General features: G+C 65.3%; 16 protein-coding genes. 11 read left to right on the top strand and 5 right to left on the bottom strand.

Going from position 1 to position 16,194, the window contains the following annotated elements; translation table 11 throughout:
- Positions 1-204 precede the first annotated feature (204 nt).
- Positions 205-366 carry a DUF7563 family protein gene (locus tag QQ977_RS10835; protein ID WP_430540831.1) on the bottom strand — a complete coding sequence of 54 codons (162 nt, stop codon included), beginning with the start codon at positions 364-366 and terminating at the stop codon, positions 205-207.
- A gap of 635 nt (positions 367-1,001) precedes the next feature.
- Here QQ977_RS10835 and QQ977_RS10830 point away from each other — a divergent pair.
- The 4 genes from QQ977_RS10830 (at position 1,002) to QQ977_RS10815 (ending at position 5,223) form a co-directional block, all read left to right on the top strand.
- A complete protein-coding gene (locus QQ977_RS10830; RefSeq protein WP_285925766.1) occupies positions 1,002-1,334 on the top strand; it encodes a winged helix-turn-helix domain-containing protein in 333 nt (110 codons plus the stop codon).
- Between the two features lie 360 nt (positions 1,335-1,694).
- Positions 1,695-1,970, top strand: coding sequence for a helix-turn-helix transcriptional regulator (locus tag QQ977_RS10825; protein ID WP_285925765.1), 276 nt, complete (start codon positions 1,695-1,697; stop codon positions 1,968-1,970).
- 301 nt (positions 1,971-2,271) lie between these two features.
- Positions 2,272-3,585 (top strand): DUF1616 domain-containing protein, encoded by a 1,314-nt coding sequence (locus tag QQ977_RS10820; protein WP_345783332.1) that lies wholly within the window; start codon positions 2,272-2,274, stop codon positions 3,583-3,585.
- 108 nt (positions 3,586-3,693) lie between these two features.
- A complete protein-coding gene (locus QQ977_RS10815) occupies positions 3,694-5,223 on the top strand; it encodes a stage II sporulation protein M (RefSeq protein WP_285925764.1) in 1,530 nt (509 codons plus the stop codon).
- A 44-nt stretch (positions 5,224-5,267) separates the two neighbouring features.
- On the opposite strand, the gene QQ977_RS10810 is transcribed toward QQ977_RS10815, so the two are convergent.
- Positions 5,268-5,804 carry a DUF7344 domain-containing protein gene (locus tag QQ977_RS10810; protein ID WP_285925763.1) on the bottom strand — a complete coding sequence of 179 codons (537 nt, stop codon included), beginning with the start codon at positions 5,802-5,804 and terminating at the stop codon, positions 5,268-5,270.
- Positions 5,805-6,199: 395 nt separating this feature from the next.
- On the opposite strand from QQ977_RS10810, the gene QQ977_RS10805 reads away from it, so the two are divergent.
- The 5 genes from QQ977_RS10805 (at position 6,200) to QQ977_RS10785 (ending at position 11,380) form a co-directional block, all read left to right on the top strand.
- Positions 6,200-6,778 (top strand): N-acetyltransferase, encoded by a 579-nt coding sequence (locus QQ977_RS10805; RefSeq protein WP_285925762.1) that lies wholly within the window; start codon positions 6,200-6,202, stop codon positions 6,776-6,778.
- Entirely contained in the window at positions 6,736-7,878 is a 1,143-nt protein-coding gene (locus QQ977_RS10800) for a DegT/DnrJ/EryC1/StrS family aminotransferase (RefSeq protein WP_430540849.1), read from the top strand. The genes QQ977_RS10805 and QQ977_RS10800 overlap by 43 nt, the downstream gene beginning before the upstream one ends.
- The gene (locus QQ977_RS10795) at positions 7,875-8,882 is read left to right on the top strand and encodes a Gfo/Idh/MocA family protein (RefSeq protein ID WP_285925760.1); all 1,008 of its coding nucleotides are present in this window, start codon (positions 7,875-7,877) and stop codon (positions 8,880-8,882) included. The genes QQ977_RS10800 and QQ977_RS10795 overlap by 4 nt, the downstream gene beginning before the upstream one ends.
- Positions 8,879-10,297, top strand: coding sequence for a nucleotide sugar dehydrogenase (locus tag QQ977_RS10790; RefSeq protein WP_285925759.1), 1,419 nt, complete (start codon positions 8,879-8,881; stop codon positions 10,295-10,297). Before QQ977_RS10795 ends, QQ977_RS10790 begins: the two co-directional genes overlap by 4 nt.
- A gap of 114 nt (positions 10,298-10,411) precedes the next feature.
- Complete coding sequence (locus tag QQ977_RS10785) at positions 10,412-11,380, top strand: glycosyltransferase (protein WP_285925758.1); 969 nt, start codon at positions 10,412-10,414, stop codon at positions 11,378-11,380.
- Here the strand turns inward: QQ977_RS10785 and QQ977_RS10780 are convergent.
- The 3 genes from QQ977_RS10780 to ribH all read right to left on the bottom strand — a co-directional run bounded on the left by QQ977_RS10780 (position 11,331) and on the right by ribH (position 14,054).
- Positions 11,331-12,245: a sensor histidine kinase gene (locus tag QQ977_RS10780; protein ID WP_285925757.1), complete on the bottom strand. Its 915-nt coding sequence runs from the start codon at positions 12,243-12,245 to the stop codon at positions 11,331-11,333. The two genes, QQ977_RS10785 and QQ977_RS10780, sit on opposite strands and share 50 nt — an antisense overlap.
- 229 nt (positions 12,246-12,474) lie before the next feature.
- Positions 12,475-13,623 (bottom strand): pyridoxal phosphate-dependent aminotransferase, encoded by a 1,149-nt coding sequence (locus tag QQ977_RS10775; RefSeq protein WP_285925756.1) that lies wholly within the window; start codon positions 13,621-13,623, stop codon positions 12,475-12,477.
- Complete coding sequence (ribH, locus tag QQ977_RS10770; RefSeq protein WP_285925755.1) at positions 13,620-14,054, bottom strand: 6,7-dimethyl-8-ribityllumazine synthase; 435 nt, start codon at positions 14,052-14,054, stop codon at positions 13,620-13,622. Before ribH ends, QQ977_RS10775 begins: the two co-directional genes overlap by 4 nt.
- A gap of 111 nt (positions 14,055-14,165) precedes the next feature.
- Here ribH and QQ977_RS10765 point away from each other — a divergent pair, with 111 nt between their 5' ends.
- Both QQ977_RS10765 and QQ977_RS10760 read left to right on the top strand, forming a co-directional pair.
- Positions 14,166-15,410, top strand: a complete 1,245-nt coding sequence (locus QQ977_RS10765) for a 5-(carboxyamino)imidazole ribonucleotide synthase (protein WP_430540848.1) — start codon at positions 14,166-14,168, stop codon at positions 15,408-15,410.
- A gap of 11 nt (positions 15,411-15,421) precedes the next feature.
- On the top strand, positions 15,422-16,051 hold the full coding sequence (locus QQ977_RS10760) for an AIR carboxylase family protein (RefSeq protein WP_285928700.1): 630 nt from the start codon (positions 15,422-15,424) through the stop codon (positions 16,049-16,051).
- Positions 16,052-16,194 lie beyond the last annotated feature (143 nt).

The following is a 16,194-nucleotide window of genomic DNA, read 5'->3' as shown; positions in this document are numbered from 1 at the left end:
TCTGGAACTGTGTGCATGAAGGTACTGCATGACTGATAATGCTAATTTAAGTATAAGAACGTAGTGTCACCGACTGAACCGGCCGGCGCTACGCGCGGTTACGGTTCGGTGAGCGTTCGCGACGTCGTGAACTGTCTATCCGTCACAAAAGCAAAACTTCGTCGCGTTCGATCGTCTCGAGCGAGCTGGCTCCGATCGGGACCGTCACTCACCCGGGAGGTGTCCTCCGGATTGCATCTCCCGGTACGTCGTACAGGCAGGACAGCCGTGGACGACGTCGCCGTTGTCTCCGAAAACGCGGGCGAACTGCTGGGTAACGTGCGTGCCGCAGTTTCGACAGCGAGCGCCGGCTGTCGACGATTCCATCGGTCGCCAGTTCGTGCGAGTTGAGTTCATCGTTGTCGTGGGATGTGGAAAGGGTACAGTGTCACTCGGCCGTCGCGGCCGAGTGAGTACCTGTCGCTCGATTCGCCATCGTGGTGCCCGAACGGTACGCTCGCAACCGACTGGCGCGCGACGCGAGACGTGCGCGTGGCGCTACGGAAACGTCGTTCGGACATACTACTACGGGGCTCTCAGACGTGAATAAAGGACGTAGACTGTTCACCTGGGGAGTGGTTTCGGCCAGCTGGTAAATACCCAATTTCCGACGCGTTTTCGGCGGAACATCACCTCGAGAAGGTGGTTTTCGCCAGTTCCGCTGCTCGTGGCGTCAATCCGGATTCAGTCGGATTGTCCAGCATTCTGTATTCAAACGCACTGTTACGACCTCGCAAAACAGTTCGAAACTCCTCATTTCGGCCCCGAAATGTGATATTTCGTCGGTATATGTTCGCACTTCTCGGAATAAAGTACGTCGTTATAAAATACCATGTCGAGTTACAGATTATATCGCTGGAAGTGCTGCCGAGATGATCGGACGGGCCGACGTTCGACCGTGAATAGTCCCCTCCCCGCTGGGAGCGAACCCCCCGCGCCTACGACACGTAGGTCTGACGATAATGTCCGGACAGGCAAACAACTCGACGGTGGAATCGACTCGAAATGCCGCGCTCGACGCGCTCGGTGACGACTGTGCACGTATCATCCTCGTCGCGACGAGCGAACGACCGCGGACGGCAACCGAGCTGACCGACCGAACTGACAGTTCGTCGGCGACGGTCTATCGACGAATCAACGATCTCCTCGAGAGCGATCTCCTCGCGGAGTGTATCAGGTTCGAGGAGGACGGCTCACACACGACGGCGTACGAGGCGACCGTCGATCACTTGAGCGTCGACATCGACGCCGACGGGATCGACGTGACTATCTTTTCGTCCGACGAACGCCAGTAGCGTACAGCTCGTCGTCCGTTCGATCGACCCAGATGCAGTAGGGGAGGGGAGATCGTTCGCCGTCGGTCGTGACGTCAGCGCCGACTCTCTCGTCAGTTACGGCTCGGTGACGGTTCCGATTCCTGAGGGTACGCGGCCCTGAAACCGTCGGTGTCCCGACCGATAGCTGCCAGCACAACCGAATTTGGGCGTTAGTTGATGGTGCTGTTCGATTCGATGTCGGCTACGTATACGAACGGAAGTCAGTCACGAGACCAGACACTTTTCTTCCCTGAATACAACATGAAACGATCGGGGAAATCACTGTACGAAGCGGATAACAAATTATCTAGTCATCGGAACGGTCTACGTGATTGAGCAATGCACGACCTGACCGGGTTTCAGCGTGACCTCCTGTACGTGATCGCCGGTTCGGATCGACCGTCCGGCCAGTCTGTTAAAGAAGAAGTCGAAAAGTACTACAGTTCGGAAATCAACCACGGACGACTGTACCCGAACCTCGATACACTCGTCAACAAAGAGCTGGTAGAGAAGGGCCAACTCGACAGGCGAACGAACTACTACGCGATCACCGATGACGGGCGCCGACGGATCCGCGAGCGACGCGAGTGGGAAGAACAGTACATGGAGTTTTAGCGTTTTCGCGCGTGAGAGACCTGTACCGACGAAACCACTGAAATCGTGAGGAACCACCGCTACGTTACGGTCCGGATGGGAGTCGGTGGAGACGGAACCAGTGCTTTTGCTCTCGACCCGTCTGCGCTGGACACGACGAGTAGGCGGGAGTATCACGCCGGGACGGAAGATCGTGATACGGCGGTATCGCGGACATAACAAAGCCGACGAAACGTGATCGGGTTGACGACTCGAGAATGGTAGCTGATTTCCACAGCAGCTCCCGGCAGTATGACGACTATCGTCAGCCGGTGATCCGACGATGAGCCTTCGAGAGACGACGGTGAGCCGGCTGGCGTCCGTACGCCGGTACCCGACCGACCTCGCTGCAGTATCGCTCGCGGCAGGTCTCGCGTACTACGTCGTGACGTCGTACGGCGCCGGCAGCGAACTCCGGTTCATCGCCGCCATCCCGCTCATCCTGTTTTTCCCCGGGTACGCACTCGTGTCGGTCCTGTTCCCGGCAGCGCCTCGAGCGTCCAGGCGGAGCCGGTCGACGTCGATCACGAACGTGCGTCCTCGCGGTGTCGACGTCGTCGAGCGACTCGGACTCGCGCTCGCACTTTCGATCGCGATCGTTCCGGTCGCCGGCATCGTCCTCTCCGCGACCGGGTGGGGGCTGGAGGCAGAATCGGCCGCTGCCGCGTTCGCGTTCGTCGCCATCGTCTTCTCACAGCTCGCCGTCGTTCGACGCATCCGACTCCCCGTCGCCGAGCGATTTACCGTCCCACTAACGACAGTCCTCGGGCCGCTTTATCGCGCTCGCGGGGAGAGTGCCGTCGCGACGGCGACGTCGATTCTGCTCGTACTCGCGATCGTCGCTGCAGGCGTGACGCTGGCGGCGGCGTTCGTCTCACCACAGTCGGCAAGCGAGTTCACGGAGCTCGGTCTGTACACCGAAGACGACGGAGAACTGGTAGCCGGACAGTTCCCCTCGAGCGTCGAACCGGGTGAATCCATCCCGGTCGTCGTCGGGATCGAGAACCACGAAGGCGAACCTCGCGAGTACACGGTGGTGGTCCAACAACAGACGGTCGAAGACGGGACGGTCACCGATCGAACCACCCTGGAGGCGGTTCCGGCCCAGGTCGATGACGGCGAAGCGATGACGATCGACCGCGCGATCACACCGACTGCGACGGACGATACCGTCCGTATCGTGGTGCTCCTCTACGACGACGATCCACCGGCCGAACCAACCCGGGAAAACGCCCTCGAGGATACGTTCTTCTGGGTTACGGTCGATGGAGGCGACGGCGACGAAGACGAGGGCGAAGCCGAAGGTGAGGACGCCGACGCCGAAGCCGAGGATGAGGACACTGACGACGCCGAATCCGAGGATGAGGACACTGACGACGCCGAAGCCGAGGGTGAAGACACTGACGACGCCGAAGCCGAGGATGAAGACACTGACGACGCCGAAACCGAAGACGATGATGCCGACGACGTCGAAGCCGAGGAAGAAGACACCGACGACGAGGGCGAAGACGGTGACGACGCCGGGATCGACGACGTCGAAGACGGGGCGAGCAGCCTCTTCGACGCCGTCGACGGTCTGCTCACCGATGACGAGTGATCGTTCGCGACCGTCGACGTCGGATCGCCGTCGATCGCTGTCGTGTGATCGCCACCGCGTCGTGGCCGAGCAGGTCACTTAACTTACCAGTCGTTTAACGACCGGAATATGAGACTCTCGAGGGCCGTCAGCGCCGTCGTCGCGACGCTTCGCCAGCGGCCAGCGGGGCTGTTGCCCGTCTACGTGTTCGGAGCTGCCGTTCCCGCGATCGCTCGTGTCGTCCCGTTTCTCGGAGTCGCCGTCGCCGCCTTCTATCTCGAGACGACCGGCCGACTCGAGACCGTCCGAACGGAACTGATCGCACAGGATCTCGAGCCGCCGGACCCCGAGACCGACCCGGATGCGTTCGCCGACTGGATCGACGGGCTCGAGCCGGTGCTCGAGGCGTTGTTTCCGACGCCCGTCGTCGCTATTGCCGCCGTAACGACGGCGATAGCAGCGCTCGTCGCGTTCGTCCTGTACGCCGTCGTCGGCGCAGCCCAGCTTGCAGCCTGTGATGGACGTCTGCGGGACGAACGCGGACTCGTGGCCGCCCTCGCCGGCGCTCGCCGGCACTGGCTGACGTTTCTCGGGTTGTACGTTCTCGAGATCGTCCTCTGGCTCACCGCGGCGGTCGTGATCGGAGCGGCGACCGCACTGACAGCCGGTGTCGTCGCCGCAGCGACCGGCGAACAGCTGCTTGCCGTGCCCGTCGTGCTCCTCGGCGGGCTCGTGTGGCTCGTCGTCGTCGCAGTCGTTCGTGCGCTGTTTGCGTTCGCACCGGTCGCGGTCGTCGTCGATACCGTCGGCGTCTTCGCGTCGGTAACACGAAGCGCCGGCTTCGTCAGACGACGCCCGGTCCCGGCGGCGTTTTACTACGTCGTCTCGATCGGCGTCCTCGTCGGGGTCACGACGGCGTTGTCGACGCTCGCGTTCGTCGGCGCCGAAAGCGTCGCCTCGCTTCTCGTCCTCCTGCTCGTGTTACCCGCGCTCGATCTGCTGAAGACGGTCCTGTACGGAGACTATCGGGGGACGGTGGCACCGCCGTCGATGCCCGAATCGTCGCTTCGAACCCAGTTCGTGAGAGGCCTACGACGCGGGTGGGACGAGCTGTGGGCGTTCGTCCGGGCAACGCCTGGTCTTCACGCGCTCGCGCTTGCGCTCATCGGCGGCGGGTTCTGGCTCGGCTGGGCGGCCGCGGAGCCGTTCGTCGACGTCGTCCCGACCTCGATCGAGGCCCGGCTCGAGGGTCACATCCCGCCTGCTGCGACGGCGGAGTTCTTCGCGAACAACTGGACGGTCGCGCTCTCGACAGCCTACAGCGGATTCGCCCTCGCGATTCCGGCCGCCGTGGCGTTGCTGTTCAACGGGGTCGTCATCGGAGCTATCGCACGTCTGGAGGTCGATCTCGAGGCGTTGATCGCGTTCGTCGTGCCCCACGGTATCGTCGAGATCCCGGCGATTCTCGTCGCCGGTGCACTCGGGTTCCACCTCGGCGTCGTCGGCTGGCGAGCCGTTCGAGGACGGATCGACCGACCGACGCTGGCCGACGAACTCGAGCGGGCGTTCTGGGTGCTCGTCGGAGTCGGACTCTTGCTCGCGCTCGCGGCGGTCATCGAGGGCTTCGTGAGCCCGTATTACTTCCGGCTCTTCGTGTAACACGTACACGGCGTACAGCCGACAGTATACGCGCCTTCGACCCGCTATCGGAACGGAACGGGAAGCGGAAGGGCGGCGTCGGGCCGACGGGCCGTGTGGTGGACGGCCGCGACGACGAGGATGGCGATGCTGATCGCAACCGCGACCAGCGGCGCGGTGGCCGCCGACAGCGGGCCAACCGAAAGCGCCGCCAGCGTGAACACGAACACTCCGCCGACCGTGATCGACGCGTACAGGGTGTGCCAGTCGCGCTGGGTGCCGACGTTGCGATCGAGGTACGGCTCGAACAGTGCCGGATCCGGGAGCAGCTCGATCGTGTGGCTGTCGACGTCCCAGTTGACGATACCGTGGTCTTCGAGCATGGGGAGGTGCGTCTGGTACAGCGAGATGTAGACGCGCCGACGTTGGGTTCGGGTCACGTCCTCGGGAGCGACGTCGTTCTCCCAGGCTGCGACCTGCTCGACGAGCGGGGCGAGATCACAGGAGCCGCGATTCCGTTTCAGGTACCGGACCGTTTGTCGACGTCGGGCGTTGCTGAACACGTCGAACAGCTTCGCCTGTGTGAGTGTCTCGTCGGTCATGGTTTTCCTCGAACGTCCGCGACCGCCACCGTACCCGATGTGATCGAATACGTCACACCGTCGACTGTGCTGGATGAGTCCTTTACTATCGACCTGCTACCCCTCCGAAAGCGGATTATACCCGTTAGCGTCCGTGATAGACGCTAAAACGAATATTTCTTCGCAGTTGTCGTGGCGAACCCGCCGAAATCGAGCGGGCGAGACCACGTACCTGGTGGTATCGGATCGACCCCAAATCCCGGCCGTAGTTCGAGGCTAGTGACCGTCAAGACGGGGATAACAAAGCGTCGGTACCGGTTGTGTCCGGACGATCACCCACGACGGGTATCGAACCGCTATGACTCGAGTGTATCCACGGCATCGACGCGCGGTCGAGAATCGACGAGGTGACAGCGATGGATAACGTCGTCAGCGGCGACGGCTGTACGATCGACGACGGGGCAACGGTCGGCTACGGCGACTTCGAGGAGCCGACGCGGATCGGCGACGACGCGACGATCAGAGGCGGAACGATCGTCTACGGCGACGTGACGATCGGTGACGATTTTTCGACCGGTCACGACGCGCTCGTCCGCGAGGAGACGGCGATCGGCGACGACGTCCTCGTCGGCACGAAAACCGTCATCGACGGCCGGACGACGATCGGCGATCACGTCAGCCTCCAGACGAACGTCTACGTTCCCTCCGAGACGACGATCGGAAACAACGTCTTTCTCGGCCCCGGGGCCGTACTCACGAACGACGAGTATCCGATTCGGACCGAGGGAGACCTCGTCGGCCCGACGATCGAAGACGGCGCGTCGATTGCTGCGAATGCAACGGTTCTGCCGGGGGTTACCGTCGGCGAGAACGCCTTCGTCGCCGCCGGCGCGGTCGTCGTCGAGGACGTCCCGCCCGAGACGCTCGCGATGGGAACGCCCGCCCGCACCCGATCGCTTCCGGACCCCCTCGAGGGGCCGAACCAGCTCGCGTGACCATGACGGACGTACCGATCGCAGATCCCGAAATCAGTACCGAAGCGCGCGAGCGCGTCGACGAGTTGCTCGCTACGGGACGACTCGCGGACGGTCCGGAGGTCCGGGCGTTCGAAGACGAGTTCGCAGACTACTGCGGAGCCGAACACGTCGTCGCGACCTCGAACGGGACGACGGCCTTACACGCCGCCCTCGAGGCGCTGGGTCTCGAAGACGGCGAGGCGGTCGTCACCTCGCCGTTTTCGTTCGTCGCGAGCGCGAACGCGATCCGTCTGGCCGGTGGCCGGCCGGTCTTCGCCGACGTCGATCCCGAGACCTACACGTTGGATCCCGACGCAGTCGCCGAAATTGTCGCCCGTCGTGACGACGTGGCCGGTCTCTTGCCCGTTCACCTGTACGGACTACCGGCCCCGATGGACGACCTCCTCGACGTCGCCAGCGACCACGACCTGTTCGTACTCGAAGACGCCTGTCAGGCCCACGGTGCGGCGATCGACGGCGACCGCGTCGGTTCGATCGGTGACGCGGCCTGTTTCTCGTTTTACCCGACGAAAAACGCTACGACCGGCGAGGGCGGGGCGATCACGACCGATCGCGACGACCTCGCCCGACGCGCAGCGAGTTACATCAATCACGGCCGCGACGTCGCTGGCGGCTACGATCACGTTCGGCTCGGCCACAACCACCGAATGACGAGCCTCGCCGCCGCGGTCGGCCGGACCCAGCTCGAACGACTGCCCGAGCTCACCGACCGACGGCGGGACAACGCAGCCGTCTACGACGACCGACTCGCCGGCCTGCCGATCGAGACGCCGACGGTCCCCGACGGCTATCGCCACGTCTATCACCAGTACACGATCCGGGCCGACGACAGAGACGCCCTGAAAGAACACCTCGGAGAGCGCGGAATCGACACGGCAGTGTACTACCCAACGCCGATTCACGAACAGCCCGCCTACGAGACGATCAGCACGGCAGCGTCGGACTTTCCGCGGGCCGAGCGTGCTGCCGAGGAGGTCCTCTCCATCCCGGTTCACCCGGGACTCTCCGACGAGGATCGACGTGCGGTCGTCACCGCGATCGCCGATCATTACGAATGACCCGACTCGACTCGAGTACGAACGATTCCGAACCGCAACCGCTTCGGGCCGGCGTCATCGGCGTCGGCGCGATGGGAGAAAACCACGCGCGCGTATACAGCGAACTCCGCGACGCGACGCTCGTCGGCGTGACCGATCTCGACGACGACCAGGCTGCCCGCGTCGCAGCCGACTACGGCACCGAAGCCGTCGGAGTCGAAGAGCTGGTAGAGCGCTGTGACGTCGCCACCGTCGCCGTCCCGACCGTCGCTCACTACGACACCGTTCGTGCGTGTCTCGAGGCCGGCGTCGACGTCCTCGTCGAGAAACCGATCGCCGACACCGTCGAGGAGGGACGCGAACTCGCCGCCTACGCCAGGGAGGCCGGACTCGTCCTCCAGGTCGGACACGTCGAACGGTTCAACCCCGCGGTGGCGACGCTCGAGTCGCTCGTCGAGGAGCTGGACGTGATCGCGATCGAGGCCGAACGGCTCGGGCCGCCGGTCGACCGGGACGGCACCGACAGCGTTTCCCTCGATCTGATGATCCACGACGTCGACGTCGTCCGGTCGCTGCTCGGAGCCGAGCCGGACGCCATCGTCGCGACGGGAACCGCAGACGGCAACTACGCCACTGCCGACCTGGAGTTTCCCGACGGCGTCGTCGCCTCGCTCACCGCGAGCCGGGTCACCCAGAAGAAGGTCCGCCGACTCACCGTCACCGCCCGCGAGTGTCTCGTCGAGGTCGACTACCTCGAGCAGTCGGTGCTCGTCCACCGGGATTCGTACCCCGAGTACGTCACCGACGACGGCAGACGGCGGTATCGCCACGAGAGCGTCGTCGAACGTCCCCGCGTCGAAAACGGCGAGCCGCTTCGCCGGGAGCTCACGTCGTTTCTCGAGGCAGTTCGGACCGGCACACAGCCGCCGGTCACCGCCGAGGACGGCGTCCGGGCCCTCGAGACGGTTCGGACGATCGACCGGCTGGTCTCGAACGGCGACCGCGTCGAGGTGCGGGCACGATGACTGGGCTTGGCCTGTACGACTCGAGTGTGCCCGCGGGTCGAAAGCGCGCGGCGTTTACGTCCGGCGAGGTTCCGGTCGCCGTCTACGGGCTCGGAAAGATGGGATTGCCGCTTGCGACGGTGTACGCCGAGACGGCAGGAGACGTGATCGGTGTCGACGTCGATCCGTCGGTCGTCGAGGCCGTGAACGCGGGCGAGTGTCACGTAACCGGCGAACCGGGACTTCCCGACGCGCTCGAGAGCCAGGTCGAGCGCGACCGCCTGCGAGCGACGACCGACGGCTCGGCGGCCGCCGCGGCGCGCGTCCACGTCGTCATCGTTCCGACGTTGCTTTCCGACGACCGGGAGCCGGACCTGTCGACGGTCGAGGCCGTCGCAGACGACATCGCCGCCGGCCTCGCCCCCGGCGACCTCGTGATCCTCGAGTCGACGGTCCCGCCGGGAACCTGTCGCGACGTGCTTCGGCCGCATCTCGCCGCCGAAAGCGGCCTCGAACCCGACGCGTTCGGGCTCGCGTTCTGCCCCGAACGGACCTCGACGGGGACCGCGCTTCGAGACATCCGCGGCGCGTACCCGAAAGTCGTCGGCGGCGTCGACGACGAGAGTACCCGCGCCGCGGCGCTTATCTACGACGAACTGACCGAGAACGAGGTACACGTCGTCTCGGGCGCGACGACCGCCGAGGCCGTCAAAGTCTTCGAAGGAGTTTACCGGGACGTCAACATCGCACTCGCAAACGAGTTTGCTCGGATCGCAGACGACCTCGGGACGTCGGTCCGGGAGGCGATCGCGACGGCGAACGAGCTGCCCGTCTGTGACATCCACGACCCCGGTCCCGGGGTCGGTGGTCACTGCATTCCGTACTATCCGTACTTCCTGTTCGCCCAGGCCGAGAAACCGTTACCGGTCACGCGGGCGGCGCGAGACGTAAACGAGGGGATGCCCGCCCACACCGTCGCCGTCCTCGCCGACGAACTCGCGGCCGACGATCTCACGCTCGCGGACGCGTCCGTGCTCGTGCTCGGGCTCACCTACCGGGCCGGCGTCGAAGAGACCCGCGCCTCACCCGGCGTCGACGTCGTCTCCATCCTCGCGGAACGCGGTGCCGACGTCTTCGCGGCCGATCCGCTCGTCGATCCCGCCGACTACGGCGCGACCCCCGTCGCACTCGAGTCGATACCGTCGGGATCGTTCGACGCCGTCGTGCTCGTCACCCCCCACGAGGAGTTCGAGAGGATCGAGTGGGAGTCTCTCGACCCGACGGTCGTACTCGACGGCCGGGACGCACTCGAAATCGAGGGGACGGAGACGAGCCACCGGGTGCGGACGCTGGGAGGGTCGCGAAACGGCGGTCCGACCGTCCTCGAGCGACCGCGCGAGGAGCCGGTCCGGTCGGGGGCCGACGGCGACGACTGATCGATTCGACGATCGGCCAGCCGCGATCCATCCGTTCGAACGGACCGTCACGAACGCCAACGAGAAAAGGGCCAGTTAACAAAGCCTCGAGCGAGCCCCACCCCACGTGTCCGGATGGACGTGCTCACGCTCACGACGAACGCCGACGCGCCGTTTCTGAACCAGCAACAGGCCGCCCTCGAGGAGCGGGGCGTTACCTTCGAGACGCTGTCGGTACCCGGCAGCGGCTACGAGGGGCGGACGCCCCTCGACTATCTGCGATTTTTCCCGACCGTCGTCGCCGCGGCCCGCGACGGCTACGATCTGGTACACGCCCACTACGGGCTGACCGCGCCGATGGCGCTCGCCCAGCGTCGGCTCCCGGTCGTGCTCTCGCTGTGGGGCTCGGACCTGCTCGGCTCGGTCGAACCGATCAGCCGCGCGTGTGTGCCGTTCTGTGAGGAAGTCATCGTCATGTCCGAGGAGATGCGTGCCCGACTCGGCCGAAAGTGTCCCGTCATCCCCGACGGCGTCGACCTCGAGCGGTTCCAACCGATGTCTCGGGACGACGCTCGAGCCGCCGTCGGCTGGTCCGACGACGCCTACCACGTCCTGTTTCCGTACTCTCCCGACCGGACGATGAAGAACTACCCCCGGGCGCGTCGCGTGGTCACCGCCGTCGACGGATTGTTCGACCGGCCCGTGCGCCTCCAGCCCGTCTACGGCGTGTCTCACGACGCCGTTTCGACGTACATGAACGCTGCCGACGCACTCTTGCTTACCTCGCTTAGCGAGGGATCGCCGAACTCGGTCAAGGAAGCGCTCGCGTGTAACCTGCCCGTCGTCAGCCTCGACGTCGGCGACGTTCGCGAACGCCTCGCGGGCGTCTCGCCCTCTCTCGTCGCCACCAGCGACGAGGGGCTGATCGAAGGGCTCCGGCGGGTACTCGAGTCAGGCGAGCGGTCGAACGGCCGCGAAGCCGCCCGCGAAGTCAGCATCGACCGGACGACCGAGGCGTTGCTCGAGGTGTACGAACGCGTGATCGGGGCGTCGGCTACAGCCAGCCGTCGCTCGACTCCCCGGGCGGCTCGAACGCGACGGTGACGACGGCCCCGGCAGACGTATCCTCGCCTCCGACGCGTACGTCGCCGCCTCCCTCGGTGACGATCGTCCTGACGAGCCACAGCCCGAGCCCCTCGGAGTGGACCGTCTGTCGTTCGACGTCCGCCTCGAGGACGGCCCGTTCGATCCTGGGGAGGCCGGGACCGTCGTCGGTGATCGCGAGTTCAACGGCGTCGGTGCCCGTCCGAACGGACACCTCGATGACGGGCTCGTCGTCGGCGTGAACGACGGCGTTCTCGAGGAGTTCGTCGATCGCCGTGTCGATCCGCGGATGAACGCGAGCGGGCGCACGCGCCGGCGTCTCGACCCGGAACTCGGCCTCTTGAAACCGATCGCGGGCGGCGTCGACCCGGTCGTCGACGAGGGTCGCGACGTCGACCGTGACCGCCTTCGGCGGATCGTCGCTCGCGACGCCACGCAACAGTCGCGTCTTCTCGGCGATCTCGAGGAGGGCGTCCGTCTGTGCTTCGATCGCGTCGACGCACTCGTCGTCGAGGTCGTCCCCGCGCTCGCGCAACAGCTGGACGTTCCCCTGGATGACGTTGCAGGTGTTCCGGAGGTTGTGTCGGAGGATTCGATGGAGAATGCTCGTCTGCTGGACCGCCCGATCGAGACGGTCGGCGGTTCGCTCGAGAGACCGTCGATCCTGTGCCGCGAGTCCGTAGATGACGGCCGTCGAGAACGCGACGAAGGCCCAGCCGTTGACCGTCCGAGCGATCGCAACCAGGGAGGGGTCGGAGACGAGCGTTGCCACCGCCCTATCGGAGAGCAGGATCCACGTCGTACCGCCGACCGCGTAGACACCGGCGATCGTCCTCGGCGCGAAGCCCTGCCCTCCCGTTTCCATAGGCCATGGTTATCGACAATGCGGATAAATCCACGGATGGGATCGATATCCAGCTGGTGACCGACGGGCTGTCGAAAAACGCGATATGCCTGCCGCTACCGTCAGAATCTGCGCGTCCGTCCGTACACCCGTCGGGATTGAACACCCGACACCTCGTCGGCGTTCGAATCGGACGGATTCGTCGGTATCGACCGCTGACAGAATCGCGTTGGTTACGACGCGAAAGGCGTCACAGGTAGCCTTCCTCGGCCAGCCGCTCGACCCCGTCTCGAAGGCGCTGCTCGCTCGCGGCGTAGGAGATCCGCGCGTAGCCGGGCGTACCGAAGGCGCTCCCCGGGACGGTGGCGACGTGGGCGTCCTCGAGTGCGCCCTCACACCAGGCCTGATCGTCGTCTGCGACCGGCACCATCATGTAGAACGCGCCCTCGGGTACGGCGACGTCGACGCCGTGGTCGGCGAGTAAGTCGACGACGAGGTCACGGCGGTCCTCGAACGCCGCGGTCATCTCTTCGACCGCCTCGTCGGTGTTCTCTAGGGCCTCGATGCCGGCGTGCTGGACGAAGTTCACCGCCGAGGAGACGGAGTGGCTGTGGAGCTTGCCGGCCTGGTCGATGAGCTCTTCGGGACCGGCGAAGTAGCCGAGCCGCCAGCCGGTCATCGAGTACGCCTTCGAGAAGCCGTTTACCGTCACGGTGCGATCAGCCATCCCCTCGAGCGTGCCGAGGCTCGTGGGGGAAACGCCGTAGGTGATCTCCTTGTAGATCTCGTCGGAGACGACCGTGACGTCGTGTTCTACGGCGAGGTCGCGCACGCCCTCGAGCGCGGCGTCGGAGTAGACCGCGCCGGTGGGGTTCGACGGCGAGTTGACGACGAGCAGCGTCGTTTCGTCGGTGACGACTTTCTCGAGATCGTCGAGGGCGGGCTCGAGTGCGAAGTCGTACGTCGAGAGGTCGACGCGGGTGAGCGCGCCGCCGGCCATCTTGACCATCGCCTCGTAGGAGACCCAGGCGGGGTCGAGCAAGACGACCTCGTCGCCCTCGTCGACCAGCGCCTGGACGACCTCGTACAGTGCCTGCTTCGCGCCGGGGGTGACGATGATCTCGTCGGTCGTGTGCTCGAGGCCGTCGGCGGCGAGTTTCTCGGCGATCGCCTCGCGCAATGCGAGGATGCCGGCGGAGGTCGTGTAGCCGGTGTGGCCGGCGTCCATCGCATCCTTGCCGGCCTCGACGATGTTCTCCGGCGTCGGGAAGTCGGGTTCGCCGACCGAGAGGTCGACGACGTCGACGCCGTCGTTCTCGAGTTCGGTTGCAAGCGCGGAGATGGCAAGCGTTGCGGACGGTTCGACTCGGGTGACACGGTCGGTAAAGTCCATAGTCATGGGTCTGTGTCTAAATCTGGATCTGGATCCGGAAGCTCCTCGACGAGATCGATCGCACTTTCGACAGCCGTCGCCGCGTTCTCGACGCGTTCGCGAGCCTCGGCGGCGGACATGCCGGGACCGGTAACGCCGAGAGTGACCGGCGTATCACGCTCTAGGCTCACGTCGGAGAGTCGCTGGGCCGCGGCGTGGGTGATCACCTGGTCGTGGTCGGTGTCACCGGTGATCACCGAGCCGACGACGACGACGGCGTCGATCCCGTCGCGACGGGCGAGTCGGTCCACAGCCAGCGGGGCGTCGTACGCACCCGGAACCTGGACCGTCGTCACGATCTCGACGTCGGCGTCGGCGGCGGCCTCGCGGGCCCGCACCTCCATCTGTTCGGTGATCGGGCGGTTGAACGCCGCGACCACCAGGCCGAGCGTGGGCATACCAAAGCGGTTGCGTGGGTGCCTAAAAGAGGTACCGTTCTCGGCCGATCCCGAGCCGGGAAACGCACTCGAGAGCGCCCCCTCTCCCGGCATTCTACACGAACGTTAGTGATAGTATGGCAGCATAGGCACGCGGCTCGGGAACTCCCGGATTGGGAATCCTTAAGCGTCGCCGACCGGAACCGTCGTCTAATGACGACGCTCGAGACGCCCGGGCCGACGCTGGGCGTGGTCGGTGGCGGACAGCTCGGCCGAATGCTCGCCGAGGCGGCCGGACCACTCGGCGTCGAGGTGATCGTCCTCGATCCGACGCCGGACTGCCCCGCCGCGCCGGTCGCCCGCGACCAGATCGTTGCCGGCTTCGACGACGAGAACGAGATCCGCGAACTCGCCGATCGGGCCGACGTCCTCACCTTCGAGATCGAACTCGCCGACCAGACGGTCCTCGAGCGAGTGAGCGAGGACGAGGGCGTCCCCGTCCACCCCAGGCCCGCCACGCTCGAGACGATCCACGACAAACTCGTCCAGAAACGCGAACTGCGCGACGCCGGCATCCCGGTCCCGCCGTTCCGGGCGGTCGAAGACGCCGGAGACGTCCGGACGGCGATCGATGACTACGGCGCGCCGGTGATGCTCAAAGCCCGCACCGGCGGCTACGACGGCCGTGGCAACGTCCCCGTCGAGTCGAAAGCCGAGGCCGAGGCGGCCCTCGAGTCCGTCGCCGGCCCCGCGATGGTCGAGGCGTTCGTCGACTTCGAACGCGAGATCTCTGCGATCGCCGTCAAGGGCGACGACGAGACGGCGATCTTTCCGATCGGCGAGAACGTCCACGAGGACGAGATTCTCCGGGAGACGATCGTCCCCGCACGCTCGAGCGAGGCGGCGACCGCTCGTGTCCGCGAGGTCGCCGAGGACGTCCTCGAGGTGATGGACGGCCGCGGGGTGTACGGGATCGAGTTCTTCGAGACGGACGACGGCGAGATCCTCCTCAACGAGATCGCACCCCGACCGCACAACTCCGGGCACTGGACCATCGAGGGCGCAGTGAGCTCCCAGTTCGAACAGCACGTCCGTGCCGTCCTCGGGTGGCCGCTTTCCTCGACTGCACTCCGGTCGCCGACCGCCTCGACGAACTTACTCGGCGACGTCGAGACCGAGCGACCGGCCGCGCTTTCGAACGTGGACCGCATCCTCGAGACCTCCCGGGCACACCTCCACTGGTACGGCAAACGCGAGACCCGGCCGCTGCGGAAGATGGGTCACGTCACGGTGACTGCAAGCGACGAAGAGACGCGCGAGGACGCCCTTGAGACCGCACGCGAACTACGATCGGCCGTCACCTTCACCGAGGAGTGACCACGATGACAGTGCCAGACAGCGTTTCGGACCTGATCGACAGATTGCACGAGGAAGCGACGCAGGATCGGCCGACCGAGGAGACGCCCGACGTCGGAATCGTCATGGGGAGCGACTCGGACCTCGAGACGATGATGACCGGTGGCCGCCGCCGGGGGGCGTACGACGCCTTCGTCGAGGAACTCGGCTTCGCGGAACAGACCGACTTCGAGAATCCACCCGAGGCCCGCTTTACCTTCGAGACGTACGTCACCTCCGCACACCGTACCCCGCGGCTGATGTACGCCTACGCCGAAACCGCTTCGGATCGCGGACTTGAGGTGATCATCGCCGGCGCGGGCGGCAAATCCGCCGACCTGCCGAACATGACCGCCTCGATCGCGTACCCGCTGCCGGTGATCGGCGTCCCCGTCCAGGAGAAATCCGTCGACAGCGTCATCGGGATGCCGACGGGTGCACCGCTTACCGCCGTCGATGCAGGAAAGTCGTTCAACGCCGCGTTGTCTGCCGCTCAGATTCTCGCTCGCCAGCACGACGAACTCCGCGAACGGCTGGTGGCCTACCACGAGCGCCTGCAGGGCGAGGTCGGCGATGTCTCCCGGGAACTGCACGACCGGGGAACGCTCGAGTTCTCCGAGTGACCGTCCAGGTGCCCGAGTGTGGGTCCCTGGCAGTATATGTCAGTGCTAGCAATATTCTCCTGAACGAGTAGGATAATAGTTTCCCACCTAGATTGGCCAGCAACGCCGATACCAGCAAAAACGAAAAGAATCAACCCTTATAT

It is taken from the genome of Natrialbaceae archaeon AArc-T1-2 (assembly GCF_030273315.1).
Lineage (GTDB): Archaea > Halobacteriota > Halobacteria > Halobacteriales > Natrialbaceae > Tc-Br11-E2g1.
The sequence above is the reverse complement of the archived record's forward strand: the minus strand, read 5'-3'. Positions and strand labels throughout refer to the sequence as shown.